Annotated in this window: 14 protein-coding genes; 7 read left to right on the top strand and 7 right to left on the bottom strand. The window is 60.5% G+C overall.

Features of this window, described 5'->3' with window-relative positions; all coding sequences use genetic code 11:
* Positions 1-77: 77 nt before the first annotated feature.
* From rph to hemW, 3 genes are read left to right on the top strand one after another with little or no spacing between them, the layout of a single operon-like run.
* Positions 78-791, top strand: a complete 714-nt coding sequence (gene rph / locus JL811_RS05705) for a ribonuclease PH (protein ID WP_202687529.1) — start codon at positions 78-80, stop codon at positions 789-791.
* A 4-nt stretch (positions 792-795) separates the two neighbouring features.
* Entirely contained in the window at positions 796-1,404 is a 609-nt protein-coding gene (rdgB, locus tag JL811_RS05700) for an RdgB/HAM1 family non-canonical purine NTP pyrophosphatase (RefSeq protein WP_202687528.1), read from the top strand.
* Positions 1,401-2,585: a radical SAM family heme chaperone HemW gene (gene hemW / locus JL811_RS05695; RefSeq protein WP_202687527.1), complete on the top strand. Its 1,185-nt coding sequence runs from the start codon at positions 1,401-1,403 to the stop codon at positions 2,583-2,585. Before rdgB ends, hemW begins: the two co-directional genes overlap by 4 nt.
* Positions 2,586-2,588: 3 nt before the next feature.
* Here hemW and JL811_RS05690 read toward each other — a convergent pair whose 3' ends face one another.
* The 7 genes from JL811_RS05690 to JL811_RS05660 all read right to left on the bottom strand — a co-directional run bounded on the left by JL811_RS05690 (position 2,589) and on the right by JL811_RS05660 (position 10,047).
* The gene (locus JL811_RS05690; protein ID WP_202687526.1) at positions 2,589-3,515 is read right to left on the bottom strand and encodes a ParB/RepB/Spo0J family partition protein; all 927 of its coding nucleotides are present in this window, start codon (positions 3,513-3,515) and stop codon (positions 2,589-2,591) included.
* Positions 3,512-4,324 (bottom strand): ParA family protein, encoded by an 813-nt coding sequence (locus JL811_RS05685; RefSeq protein WP_237684823.1) that lies wholly within the window; start codon positions 4,322-4,324, stop codon positions 3,512-3,514. The genes JL811_RS05690 and JL811_RS05685 overlap by 4 nt, the downstream gene beginning before the upstream one ends.
* A gap of 1 nt (position 4,325) precedes the next feature.
* Complete coding sequence (gene rsmG, locus JL811_RS05680; protein WP_337924725.1) at positions 4,326-4,943, bottom strand: 16S rRNA (guanine(527)-N(7))-methyltransferase RsmG; 618 nt, start codon at positions 4,941-4,943, stop codon at positions 4,326-4,328.
* Positions 4,944-4,953: 10 nt separating this feature from the next.
* Positions 4,954-6,816, bottom strand: coding sequence for a tRNA uridine-5-carboxymethylaminomethyl(34) synthesis enzyme MnmG (gene mnmG, locus JL811_RS05675; RefSeq protein ID WP_202687525.1), 1,863 nt, complete (start codon positions 6,814-6,816; stop codon positions 4,954-4,956).
* A 10-nt stretch (positions 6,817-6,826) separates the two neighbouring features.
* Positions 6,827-8,110, bottom strand: a complete 1,284-nt coding sequence (gene mnmE / locus JL811_RS05670) for a tRNA uridine-5-carboxymethylaminomethyl(34) synthesis GTPase MnmE (RefSeq protein ID WP_202687524.1) — start codon at positions 8,108-8,110, stop codon at positions 6,827-6,829.
* Positions 8,111-8,135: 25 nt separating this feature from the next.
* Positions 8,136-9,422, bottom strand: a complete 1,287-nt coding sequence (gene rho / locus JL811_RS05665; protein WP_202687523.1) for a transcription termination factor Rho — start codon at positions 9,420-9,422, stop codon at positions 8,136-8,138.
* A 172-nt stretch (positions 9,423-9,594) separates the two neighbouring features.
* Positions 9,595-10,047: a CopD family protein gene (locus JL811_RS05660; RefSeq protein WP_237684856.1), complete on the bottom strand. Its 453-nt coding sequence runs from the start codon at positions 10,045-10,047 to the stop codon at positions 9,595-9,597.
* 411 nt (positions 10,048-10,458) lie between these two features.
* On the opposite strand from JL811_RS05660, the gene JL811_RS05655 reads away from it, so the two are divergent.
* Genes JL811_RS05655 through dnaQ form a run of 4 tightly spaced genes read left to right on the top strand, consistent with a single transcriptional unit; the run spans position 10,459 to position 13,223 of the window.
* Positions 10,459-11,058: a Maf family protein gene (locus tag JL811_RS05655; RefSeq protein ID WP_202687522.1), complete on the top strand. Its 600-nt coding sequence runs from the start codon at positions 10,459-10,461 to the stop codon at positions 11,056-11,058.
* Complete coding sequence (locus tag JL811_RS05650; protein WP_202687521.1) at positions 11,055-11,894, top strand: shikimate dehydrogenase; 840 nt, start codon at positions 11,055-11,057, stop codon at positions 11,892-11,894. The genes JL811_RS05655 and JL811_RS05650 overlap by 4 nt, the downstream gene beginning before the upstream one ends.
* Positions 11,891-12,496 (top strand): dephospho-CoA kinase, encoded by a 606-nt coding sequence (coaE, locus tag JL811_RS05645; RefSeq protein WP_202687520.1) that lies wholly within the window; start codon positions 11,891-11,893, stop codon positions 12,494-12,496. Before JL811_RS05650 ends, coaE begins: the two co-directional genes overlap by 4 nt.
* On the top strand, positions 12,489-13,223 hold the full coding sequence (dnaQ, locus tag JL811_RS05640; protein WP_202687519.1) for a DNA polymerase III subunit epsilon: 735 nt from the start codon (positions 12,489-12,491) through the stop codon (positions 13,221-13,223). The genes coaE and dnaQ overlap by 8 nt, the downstream gene beginning before the upstream one ends.
* The last annotated feature ends 29 nt before the right edge of the window (positions 13,224-13,252 follow it).

Here is a 13,252-nt window from a genome sequence, read left to right as displayed (position 1 = left end):
GAAGCCGCCTTCGTCAATGAGGGTTGCATCCTCGCGCTCTGGCCGGATAGTTGGCGTGGAAACAGAAAGGATGCGATATGCGACCCTCGGGACGAAGCCTTGACGAACTCCGCGCCATAGAGATCGAACCGGGGCCGATGCGCCATGCGGAAGGGTCCTGTCTGATCCGGATCGGGGGCACGCATGTGCTGTGCTCGGCCTCGGTCGAGGACAAGCCACCGCCTTTTCTGAAGAACACTGGTCAGGGCTGGGTCACGGCGGAATATGGCATGCTGCCCCGCGCCACCCATAGCCGCAACCGGCGCGAAGCGGCGCAGGGCAAACAAAGCGGGCGCACACAGGAGATTCAGCGGCTGATCGGACGGTCGCTGCGCGCCGGGGTTGACCGTCAGGCCCTTGGAGAACGACAGATCGTTGTGGATTGCGACGTGCTGCAGGCCGATGGCGGAACGCGCTGCGCATCGATCACCGGGGGCTGGGTCGCGCTGCGGCTGGCGGTGAACAAACTGCTGAAGGCCGGTGTTCTGACCACTGACCCGGTAATGGACAATGTCGTCGCGGTGTCCTGCGGGCTTTATGCCGGGCAGCCGGTTCTGGATCTGGATTATGCCGAGGATTCCGTGGCCGGGGTGGATGGCAATTTCGTGATGACCGGACGCGGACGGATGATCGAGGTTCAGATGTCCTCGGAAGGGTCGACCTTCTCTCGCGCTGAGATGGAGGATCTGCTGGGACTGGCCGAGGCAGGATGTCAGGCACTGGCTGCGGCGCAGAACAAGGCTGTGGAGTAAAGCGATGCGGAAATTCGCAGAGCTGAAACTGCTGATTGCGACCCATAATGCCGGGAAACTGGAGGAAATGGCCGATTTGCTGAAGGATTTCGGCATCAAGGCAATTTCCGCTGGGCAGCTGAGCCTTGCGGAGCCGGAGGAAACCGAGGACAGTTTCATCGGCAATGCGCGGATCAAGGCCCATGCAGCGGCAGCAGCCTCGGGCCTTGTGGCACTTGCGGATGATTCCGGGCTTTGTGTCGATGCTTTGGGCGGCGATCCGGGCGTGCGCACGGCGGATTGGGCCGAGGGGCCAGGCGGCCGGAATTTCCACCGGGCGATGGAGCGGACATGGACGGCGCTGGAGGCGGTTTCCGCGCCGCATCCGCGCCGGGCGACATTCCGTTGCACCCTGGTCATGGCCTGGCCCGATGGGCATGATGAAGTGTTTGAAGGCGGCGTTTCCGGTCACCTGATCTGGCCGCCCCGGGGAGATCTGGGGCATGGTTACGACCCGATGTTCGTTCCGGATGGCCATGATCGCACATTCGGCGAAATGGATCGCTGGGCGAAGAACCGGATGAGCCATCGGTTTGATGCCTTCAGCAAGCTTGCGGCTGGTTGTTTCACGTGAAACTTTCCGCGTCAGCCAATCCCGGCCCCGTCGAAGATTGGCGGCAGGGCGGATTCGGAATCTATCTGCACTGGCCCTATTGCCTGGCAAAATGCCCCTATTGCGACTTCAACAGCCATGTTGCGTCGAATGTGGATCAAGGGGTCTGGGCCGAGCGCTATCTGTCCGAGATCCGCCGTATCGGGCAGGAGACCGAAGGGCGTGTGGTCAATTCCGTCTATTTCGGCGGTGGCACACCCTCCCTGATGGACGGTGAAACCGTTACCGCGATCCTGAATGAAATCCGCGCGACATGGCCCCTTGCCAATGATTGCGAGATCACGTTGGAGGCCAATCCAGGTGCGGTGGAGTTGGGGCGTTTTGCGGCCTATCGCGATGCGGGCGTTGACCGTATTTCCATCGGCGTTCAGGCCCTCAATGACCTGGATTTGCAGCGTCTGGGCAGATTGCATGACGTCACATCGGCCCTTGCCGCCATCAGGCTTGCGCGGTCCCTGTTCGGCCGGGTCAGCTTCGACCTGATCTATGCGCGGCAAAATCAGTCCCTGCAGGATTGGCAGGATGAATTGCAGCAGGCGTTGGACCTGGAACCCGATCACCTGTCGCTTTATCAGCTGACAATCGAGGAAGGCACGGTGTTTGCCAGACGCCATGCTGCAGGGCATCTGAAGGGACTACCGGAAGAAGATCTTTCAGCTGACATGTTCGATCTTACGCAGGAACGATGTGAAAAGGCCGGTCTGCCGGCCTATGAGGTTTCGAACCATGCCAGGGAAGGGCAAGAATCCCGGCATAATCTGATCTATTGGAACGCAGGCGATTATGCAGGCATCGGTCCCGGAGCCCATGGCCGGCTGACCCTGAACGGAACACGGTGGGCAACCGAGGCCCCACGCGCGCCAAATACCTGGCTGAAAGCGGTAGAGGATCTGCGATCTGATCAGCGAACCGCGCTGAGCCGGGAAGATCAGGCAATCGAATATGTTATGATGGGTCTTAGAACGCGGAAGGGCTTGTCAATGTCGCGTCTCAACGCCCTTGGCGCAGGCACATTTTCACCAAACCGCCTGTCTGAATTGCAAGAATCCGGTCTGCTTCTGGTGGAAGACGACCGATTGCGCGCAACCGATCAGGGCCGGATCCTGCTGAATCGGGTGATTGCGCAACTGCTGGGGGCCTGAACCTTAATCGAAATCGGATTCCAGCCCGGAGAGCGCCCGACAAAGATCGTCAAGCTGTTGCAGGCTGTTGTAACGGATTGACAGAAGGCCGCTTTCTCCGCCCGGTTCATGCTTGATGCTGACCGCCATGCGAATATTCGCGGAAAGATCCGCCTCAAGCGCGCGCGTATCGGCATCCTTTTCGGACTCGCGGGGGGCACTGCCATTGCGACGCGGCTTTGCTCCAGTGGCAGCGCGGGCCAGTTCTTCGGTCTGACGAACCGAATAGCCTTTGGCCAGCACTTCGCGGGCCAGTTTGGCCGGATCTTCCGCAGTGATAAGCGCGCGTGCGTGACCCGCGGTAAGCCTACCCTCCCGCACATAGGACTGAACCTCCTCCGGCAGGTTCAGCAGACGCAAAAGGTTTGCGATATGGCTGCGACTTTTGGACAAGGCTTCGGCCAGTTTCTCTTGCGTATGACCAAAACGATCCATCAACTGACGATATCCGAAGGCTTCTTCAATCGCGTTAAGGTCTTCGCGCTGGATATTCTCGATAATCGCGACTTCCAGAACTTCAGTGTCGTTGAAGTCGCGAATCAGCACAGGCACTTCATGGAGTTGCGCGATCTGTGACGCACGCCAGCGCCGTTCACCCGCGACGATTTCATAATGCCCATCAACACCCTTGGATGCGCGAACGATGAGCGGTTGCAACACACCCTTGACGGCGATCGACGCGGCCAGATCTTCCAGCGCGACCTGGCTGAAGGCGCGGCGCGGCTGATCCAGATTGGGATGCAGAACCTCAACCGGCAGACGGAGGATGCCCGGGCGAGCGGCCGGCGCCGTCCCGGCTGCCATGTCACCCTCACGCGGAAGCCCGATATCGGCCATCAGCGCCGACAAACCACGGCCGAGACCGCGACGATCGGCTTTCTTTTCCATCATGCAGGCTCCTTGCTGGTCTGGGGAACGAATCCATAGCGCGTTCCAACCTCGCGCGCCAGTTGCCGATAGGCTTCGGCACCCTTGGATTGCGGATCATAGGTCAGGACGGGCTGTGAATAGGAAGGCGCCTCACTGACGCGGACATTTCTGGGAATGATCGTGCGAAACACCAGATCGCCCAGCGTGTCCCGCGCGTCGGACTCCACCAGTTGCGACAGGTTGTTGCGATTGTCGACCATGGTCATCAGAACACCTTCGATCCGCAGCTCCGGATTGGCGGACTGACGGATCTCCCGGATCGAGATCATCAACTGCGACAGCCCTTCCAGCGCGAAGAATTCAGCCTGAAGCGGCACCAGAACCGAATCGCAGGCCACAAGCGCATTGACCGTCAACAGGTTGAGCGAGGGCGGACAGTCGATCAGCACAAGATCGAAGGCAGGAACATCGGCCCCCGTCTGGCGCAGGGCATCCCGCAGCAGAAAACTGCGCTTCTCGCTGGTAAAAAGCTCCAGATCGGCAGAGGAAAGATCCGAGTTTGCAGGGCAGATCGACAGACGCTCTAGTTGCGTTGAGAAACAGACCTCTGCAAGATCCGCGTTTTCCATCAGAAGATCGTAGCTGGTCCTGACCCTGCGCTCGGGTTCCATACCCAAACCGGTGGAGGAATTTCCCTGAGGGTCAAGATCGACAAGCAGAACCCGTGCACCCAGTTCTGCCAGACCGGCGGCAAGATTGATAGCGGTGGTTGTCTTGCCAACGCCACCCTTCTGGTTTGCAATCGCGATTATCCGCATCTTTTCCCGCATATCATGACTTCCGGAGTAAATCTTGGATTTCGAGGATCACGCCCTCAGGATCCGTCACGCTCTCATGCAGCTTCATCGAAAAATCCCAGTTCTGCCGCGCCTCCTCAACCTCGTTTCTGTAGTTGCGGCCCTTGGGAAACAAGGCGACAGCAGAGGGATCCGCATGCCGTTCCATGAAGCCGCAGAGCACGGGAAGTGCTGCCAATGCCCGCGCGCAGATTCGGTCAGCCTGCTGCGGCGCAGCCCGTTCTATACGGTCGACGATCACTTGCGCGTCCAGCGACAACTCTCGAATGACCGTAGTCAGGAATACCGCCTTGCGCCGATCCGCCTCAATCAGCGTGACGGCACCGGAGGCGCCTTCGGCCTTGCGCAGAATTGCCAGAACAAGCCCCGGAAAACCGGCGCCACTGCCCAGATCGACCCAGGACCGGCCCTCTGCAGCGGACAAATGATAGATCTGTGCCGAATCCAGAAAATGCCGGTGCCGCGCCTCTTTCAGCGTTGCCGGGGAAACCAGATTGATGGCTACGTTCCATTTTGTCAGCAGTGCCAGATAATGATCCAGCATCGGTGCGGCATCGCGGGAAATCATTTCTGTCGGGTCGGGACGCGTCACAGCAAACCACTCAGGCCGATTTGTGCAGATCGCGACGTTTCAGGCGCGACAGCAAAAGCAGCAGGGCTGCAGGCGTCATCCCCTCCAGAACTGCCGCCTGGGCAAGTGTCGCAGGCTGCGCGCGGACAAGTTTCTGCGCCAGTTCGGTCGAAAGTCCGGAAAGCGCCAGATAGTCGAAATCCGCCGGGATCTTCACCTGTTCTTCCTTGCGAAGCCGTTCGGCATCCTGTTCCTGCCGCGTCGCATAGCCTGCATAGATGGAATCCGCGATCAGTTGGTCGAAAATTGCGTCCGGCAGGCCTGCTAACTCGGGGATTGAAGTAAAATAGCGTTTCGCCGGGAAGTTCGGCAGGGCAATGGCCTGCGCTGCGCTGCGCTTTGCGCCGCCATTGCTGACGTTCACGCCCAGAGCGGTCAGGTCCCGGGCCGAAAGCGAAATCGCGTCCAGAACCTGCCTTGCACCAGTCAGCATCGCATTTTTCCGGCTGAAATGCTCCGCCCGTTCTGCCGAAACGCAACCCAAGGCGATACCAAGTTCTGTCAGGCGCTGATCGGCGTTATCGGCGCGGATCGTCAGGCGATATTCGGCGCGTGAAGTGAACATACGATAGGGTTCAGTCACACCCCGCGTAATCAGATCATCGATCAGAACGCCGATATAGCTGTTGGTACGGCTGAAATGCACAGCATCCAGTTCGCGGCTCAGTCTGGCTGCCGAAATTCCAGCCACCAGGCCCTGAGCTGCCGCTTCCTCATATCCGGTTGTGCCATTGATCTGACCGGCAAAGAACAGCCCCGGCAGAGACTTGACCTCCAGCCCCGGTGTCAGGTGGCGGGGGTCGAAATAGTCATATTCAATCGCATATCCGGGCTGCAGGATCGTAACCGACTCCAGACCGGCAATGCTGCGGATATACAGTTCTTGCACCGAGGCAGGCAAGGACGTGGAAATCCCGTTCGGATAGACGGTCGGATCATCAAGGCCTTCGGGCTCAAGAAAGACCTGATGGCTGTCCTTTTCGGCGAAACGAACGATCTTGTCCTCAATAGACGGACAGTAACGTGGGCCGACACCTTCGATATGCCCGCCATACATGGCCGACTGGCCAAGATTGGCCCGGACAATTTCATGGGTGCGCACATTCGTATGTGTGATTCCGCAAGAAATCTGCCGGACGAAAGGTTTGTCATTGAGGAAGGAGAACATGGTCGGTCGGTCATCACCGGCCTGCTGCTCAAGCCGCGACCAGTCGATGCTTCGCCCGTCAAGCCGCGCGGGTGTTCCGGTTTTCAGCCGTCCCCGCGTGAGTCCAAGCGCGCCAAGCTGTTCCGCCAGCAAAACCGAAGAAGGGTCACCCACCCGACCACCAATGCTGCGCTCGGCGCCGATATGCATCACGCCGTTCAGAAAAGTGCCCGCTGTCAGAACAACTGCCGATGCGGACAGGGTACTGCCATCACGCAGACGGATCCCCGCCACCCGACCCGAGTTCTGGATCAGACCGGCGACTTCCGCCTCGATAATGTCGAGACCCTCGATACGCGATAGCATCGCCTGCACCGCATCCCGATAAAGCTTCCGGTCCGCCTGCGTCCGCGGACCCTGAACCGCAGGCCCCTTGCTTTTGTTAAGCAATCGGAACTGAATGCCCGCCCGATCCGCCGCCTGGCCCATGATGCCATCCAGCGCGTCAATCTCGCGCACCAGATGCCCCTTGCCCAAGCCGCCGATGGCGGGATTGCAAGACATCACGCCGATCGTCGCCCGTTTCATCGTGACCAGCGCAGTCCTGACGCCCATCCGCGCTGCAACCGCAGCGGCCTCGGTCCCGGCATGGCCGCCGCCGATAATGATGACGTCAAACTGTTTCACGTGAAACACCTCATTTCCCGATACAGAACCGCGCGAATATCTCACCAAGCACCGATTCCACATCGACGGAGCCAAGCAAGGATGAAAGCGCACGGGCGGCCTGACGCAGATCTTCCGCGATCAGCTCAAGCGCGGCCGACTCGTCTTCTATCGCACTTCGCGCCGAGTCCAAAGACCCGATTGCGGAAATCAGGCAGCTGCGATGCCGCTGCCGGTTCATCAAGCCAGAACCTGCCGCCCTGTCGAGCAGCACCCCGGAAATCGCACTTTTCAAGGCTTCGACTCCTTCACCTGACAGCCCGGAAACACCGTCCGATCCGGGGGTCAGATCCGCCTTGCCCTGAAGCTCGATATCACCGGCGCGCCGTTCAAGCCCGGTGACAACACCCTCCCCGCCCAACAGGAAAACCCGCAGATCGGCGGCATTGGCCCGCGCCCGCGCCCGCTCAACCCCGATCTTCTCAATCCGGTCCTCGGTCTCACGCAGGCCCGCAGTGTCCAGCAAGGTGACGGCAAGCCCGTCCATATCCATCCGGACCTCGATGATATCTCGCGTCGTTCCCGCAAGATCCGAGGTAATCGCAACATCGCGACCAGACAAAGCATTGATAAGTGTCGATTTTCCAGCATTCGGCGCACCAATGATGGCAACCTCGAACCCGTTGCGGACACGCTCGGCCGCGGCAGAACTTTGCAGTTCCTCCTTCAAAGACGCGGTCAACCCGCCCAGAATCTCCCGAACCTCGGGAATGACATCCGTGGGCACATCCTCATCCGCGAAATCAATCGTTGCCTCGATCAGCGCAAACATCCGCAGGATCGCCGAACGCCAGGCCTCTACCTTGCGCCCTATGGCCCCCGACAGCATTTCAAGCGCCTGCAATCGCTGCGATTCGGTTTCAGCCTCAATCAGATCGGCAAGCCCTTCGACCTGCGACAGGTCCAGCCGCCCATGGTCCATTGCACGCCGGGTAAATTCCCCCGGCTCGGCAAGCCGCAGCCCGGGCTGATCCGACAGCGCCGACAGAACCGCCGAAACAACCGCGATACTGCCATGGACGTGAAGCTCCACCATATCCTCACCGGTGAAACTGGCGCCTTTCGCGAAAAGCAGCACAAGCGCTTCATCCAGAACGCGGTCCTGCCAGCGCAAAAGGCGCAAGGAGGCGCGGCGCGGCTCCGGCAAGCTGCCGGCCAGCGCCAAGGTCGCGGCAAAGGCCCGGTCACCCGAGATCCGGATGATCGCAACGCCGGCTTTCCCCCGCGCGGTGGCGGGGGCGAAAATCGTATCCATGGGTCGGACCCCGCTCGAGGCTTGGTCAGGAGTTCATCGAATCGAAGAAATCGGAATTCGACTTGGTCTGTTTCAGCTTCGAAATCAGGAATTCGATGGCATCGGTTGTCCCCATCGGATTCAGAATCCGGCGCAGGACATAGGTCTTCTGCAGATCGGTCTTCTCGACCAGCAGATCCTCTTTCCGGGTTCCCGATTTCAGGATGTCCATGGCCGGGAAGACCCGCTTGTCGGCCACCTTGCGGTCCAGCACGATCTCGCTGTTGCCCGTGCCCTTGAACTCTTCGAAGATCACCTCGTCCATCCGGCTGCCGGTATCAATCAGCGCCGTCGCGATGATGGTCAACGATCCGCCTTCCTCGATATTCCGCGCCGCCCCGAAAAACCGCTTCGGCCGCTGCAGCGCATTAGCATCGACACCGCCGGTCAGGACCTTGCCTGAAGAGGGCACAACAGTATTGAACGCCCTACCAAGTCTTGTGATAGAGTCCAGCAATATCACAACATCTCGCTTGTGTTCGACCAGACGCTTGGCCTTCTCGATCACCATTTCCGCAACCGCCACATGCCGCGTCGCAGGCTCGTCGAAGGTCGAGGACACAACCTCCCCCCGCACCGAACGCTGCATATCCGTCACCTCTTCCGGCCGCTCGTCGATCAGCAGCACGATCAGATAGCATTCCGGATGGTTGACCGCGATGGACTGGGCAATGTTCTGCAACAGCACCGTTTTACCGGTGCGCGGCGGCGCCACGATCAGCGCGCGCTGGCCTTTGCCGATCGGGGCGATCAGATCGATGATCCGCGCCGAACGGTCCCGGATCGTCGGATCCTCGACTTCCATCTTCAGACGCTCATCGGGATAAAGCGGGGTCAGGTTGTCAAAATGCACCTTGTGGCGCGCCCGTTCCGGATCGTCGAAATTGATCCGCGTCACCTTGGTCATCGAGAAATAACGCTCGGACTCACGCGGGGCGGCGATCACCCCCTCGATGGTGTCGCCGGTGCGCAGCGAAAACTGCCGGATCGTATCGGGTGAGACATAGATATCATCCGGGCCGGGCAGATAATTCGCCTCGGGGCTGCGCAGGAAGCCGAACCCGTCCTGCAGGACCTCAAGCACACCATCGCCACCGATCTCCCAGCCTTCTTCGGCATGCTCTTTCAAAAGCGAGAACATCATCTCGCCCTTGCGCATCGAAGGGGCGTTCTCGATCTCCCATTCTTCGGCCATCGCCAGAAGATCCGCAGGAGTCTTGGCCTTCAGATCGGCAAGATTGAGGCGTTCGATTTCGATAATGTCTTCGGTCATGGGAACAGTCCTGAACGTCCAGCCATTCGGCTTGCGTCATATGAGGGTCGCGGGCAATCAAGATCGCCAGATGGGTCGCGAGGCAGGTCACGGGGGAATTCTGACCGGACGGCCAGCGCATTCCACATAGGGCGGCGGGGCGGCTGAGTCAACTCTGCTCCGCCCTTGCCGTTCAGAACTTCACAAAAACCGAAAAGACGATCACCAGCATCAAAACTGTCGGCACCTCATTCATCAGCCGATAGGTCCGTCCCGTCCTTGTGTTGCGCCCCTGTGCAAACTCGGTTCTGCGCCGTGCCAGCCAGTGATGGAACCAGGTCATTCCCAGCACCGCGCCCGCCTTGGTCCAGGGCCAGACCAGCGACCAGTCGACCAGACCGGGCGTTGCCACCAGTGCCAGACCGAACACCCAACTGGACACCATCGCAGGCCCCATGATCGCCCGCAGCAACCGCCGTTCCATGGTCTGGAACAAAAGATCGGTTTTGTTCCCCGATCCCACCTGCTCGACGTGATAGACAAAAAGACGGGGCAGGTAGAACAGCCCTGCCATCCAGGCGATGACGGACACGACATGCAGCGCCTTCACCCAGGGATGCAGGGACCACAGAACTTCACCCATCATTGCCAGCACCGCCCCGTCCTTCTTCTTTATAAAGAAAGATTAATAGAAAGAATGATGATGATATAGGGGCTGGGGATAAGGGAATGAAGCAGATTGTCCCATGATCCATCCCCAGAAGGAATACTGTGGAAAAGTTTGGGACAGTTTCCAAGATCTTGGTTTATGCATTGAAAAATAAAGATTTTATCGGAAATCAGCCAGTGGATTAATTTCATGCTATCCTGCCTGCCTCGTCTTGCCAACACCCCGCCCGGAATATCCTGCACATGGGGAGAACCCGCCCGGGCTTGACAAGAAACCCGGCCCACTTGCACCTGACAGGGCAAGATCCCGGGTCAGACCCGGGTTATCCGCTTTTCCACCTGCAGGAACAAATCGCGTTTTTCCACAGAGCCGCACACAGGACCGCCCATGCCCCCTCCGATCGTTCTGGCCTCCTCCTCCGAGACAAGGCTGCGTCTATTGCGGGCGGCGGGTCTGCCCGTCTCGACCCAGCCCGCGCGACTGGATGAAGAGGCAATCACCGCCTCCCTGATGGCCGAGGGCGCCTCGCCGCGCGATCTGGCCGATACCCTTGCCGAGATGAAGGCCCGAAAGATAGGCGAACGCAGCCCCGGTGCCATCGTTCTGGGCTGCGATCAGGTGCTTGAATTCAAGGGCCGCGTCTTTGGCAAGCCCGCAACGCCCGATCTGGCCCGGACCCAGCTGCAGGCGATGCGGGGCCAGACGCACAGGCTGCTGTCGTCGGTTGTCCTTTATCATGAGGCGCAGCCGCAATGGCGCCATATCGGTGAGGCGCGTCTCACGATGCGGGATTTCTCGGATGACTGGCTTGACGGCTATCTGAACCGTAACTGGGACAGCCTGCGCCATTCCGCAGGCGGATACCTGCTGGAAGAGGAGGGCGTGCGCCTCTTCTCGGCGGTGGAAGGGGATTACTTCACCATCCTCGGGCTTCCTTTGCTGCCGCTTCTCGGATATCTGGGGCTGAGAGGATTCATACCGTCATGACCGATCATCCGCGTCTTCCGCTTGCCGGGGTCATCGGGTCGCCGATCGCCCATAGCCGATCGCCGGTCCTGCATGGCTACTGGCTGCGCCGTTACGGACTCAAGGGCCATTACATTCCGCTGGATATCGCGCAGGCCGATCTGGCCGAGGCGCTCAAGATGTTGCCGCGCATGGGCTTTGTCGGGCTGAATGTCACCATCCCGCACAAGGAATCCATTCTGGCGCTGGCCGATATCGTGACTGACCGCGCGGCCCTGATCGGGGCAGCAAACACGATCATTTTCCGCAAGGATGGCAAGGTCCATGCCGACAATACCGATGGATCGGGCTTTGTCGCCAATCTGCGGCAATATGCGCCGAACTGGAACCCTGCCGCCGGTCCGGCGGTCGTGTTCGGGGCCGGGGGTGCTGCGCGTGCTGTGGTCGCGGCGCTGATTGAGGTCGGCGTGCCCGAAATCCGTCTGACCAACCGCACCCGTCCCCGGGCCGAGGCGCTGCGCGCTGCTTTCGGGGCCAAGATCACGGTTCTGGACTGGGTGCAGTCGCAGGGCGCGCTGTCGGATGCGGCAACCGTGGTGAACACCACCGCGCTTGGCATGGTGGGCAAGCCGGAATTCACCCTGTCGCTGGAAGACATCAACCCCGCCGCATTGGTCAATGATCTGGTCTATACCCCGCTTGAAACCAGTTTTCTGAAGGCCGCCGCCGCACGGGGCTGCACTGTCGTGGACGGTCTGGGAATGCTTTTGCATCAGGCCGCACCCGGGTTTGAGCGCTGGTTCGGCCAGCGCCCCGAGGTGGATCAGGCGACGCGCGATGTGGTTCTGGCTTCATGACCGCTTTCCGGCTGGGGCTGACCGGCTCTATCGGCATGGGCAAGACCACCACCGCCCGCATCTTTGCCGAGGCGGGGCTGGAGGTCTGGGATGCCGATGCCGCCGTGCACCGTCTGTACCGACCGGATGGCGCAGCGGTGGCCCCTTTGGCGGCTGTCTTTCCCGAAGTTTCCGACCCGCAGGGTGTGAACCGTGACGCGCTGTCGCGCCGCATAGCCGGGGATCCCGCGGCCCTGGCGCAGATAGAAAGCATCGTGCATCCGCTGGTGGCAGCCGACCGCAGCACCTTTCTGAACGCGGCGCAGTCCGATATCGTGGTGCTGGATATCCCGCTTCTGTTTGAGAAAGGGACCGAGGCCGACATGGATGCGACACTTCTTGTCACGGCACCTGCCGCGCTGCAGCGAGCCCGTGTAATGGCCCGGCCCGGCATGACCGTCGAGCGGTTCGAGATGCTGCTGTCACGCCAGATGCCCGACCGTGAAAAGCGCAGTCGTGCCACGCATATCATTGAAACCCTGTCGCTTGATGCGGTCCGCGCCTGTGTCGCGGCGCTGATCGCCCATATCCGTTCCGATATCCGGGGCCGTCCCGATGCGTGAGATCGTTTTGGACACCGAAACCACCGGATTTGACCCGGTTCAGGGCGACCGGATCGTTGAAATCGGCGCGGTGGAGCTGTTCAACCATCTGCCGACGGGCAAGACCTATCACCAATATATCAACCCCGAACGCGGCATGCCGGATGAGGCGTTCGGCGTGCATGGCATCGGGCCCGACCTGCTGGCCACCCCGCGCCCGGCCACCCCGGGTGAGGTGACGCTGCGCGACAAGCCGGTGTTCCGTGACATCGCTGCCGCTTTCGTGGATTTCATCGGTACCGCCCGGCTGGTCATCCACAATGCCAGCTTTGACATGAAATTCCTCAATCACGAACTGCAAGCGGTGGGTTTTCCCCGGATGCCCGACAACCGTGCGCTGGATACGCTGGCCATTGCGCGGCAGAAATTCCCCGGTTCTCCCGCGTCACTGGATGCGCTGTGCCGGCGTTTCGGCGTCGACAATTCCGGTCGGGAAAAGCATGGCGCGCTGCTGGACAGCGAAATTCTGGCCGAGGTCTACCTGGAACTGATCGGCGGGCGGCAGCCGGATTTCGCCCTGTCCAGCAGCACCAGCCAAAACAGCGGCCCGGCCAGCGATGACTGGCGCCCGCGTCCGCGCCCCACACCCCTGCCCCCCCGCCTGACCGAGGCCGAGGCCGAGGCCCATGCAGAATTCGTGGCAAAGTTGGGTGAGGATGCGATCTGGTCCAAGCCGCGGTCCGGCTGAAGCCCGGTCAATGCCCCGGCCCTGCCGCC

It is taken from the genome of Szabonella alba, from assembly GCF_016765775.1.
Lineage (GTDB): Bacteria > Pseudomonadota > Alphaproteobacteria > Rhodobacterales > Rhodobacteraceae > Szabonella > Szabonella alba.
The sequence above is the reverse complement of the archived record's forward strand: the minus strand, read 5'-3'. Positions and strand labels throughout refer to the sequence as shown.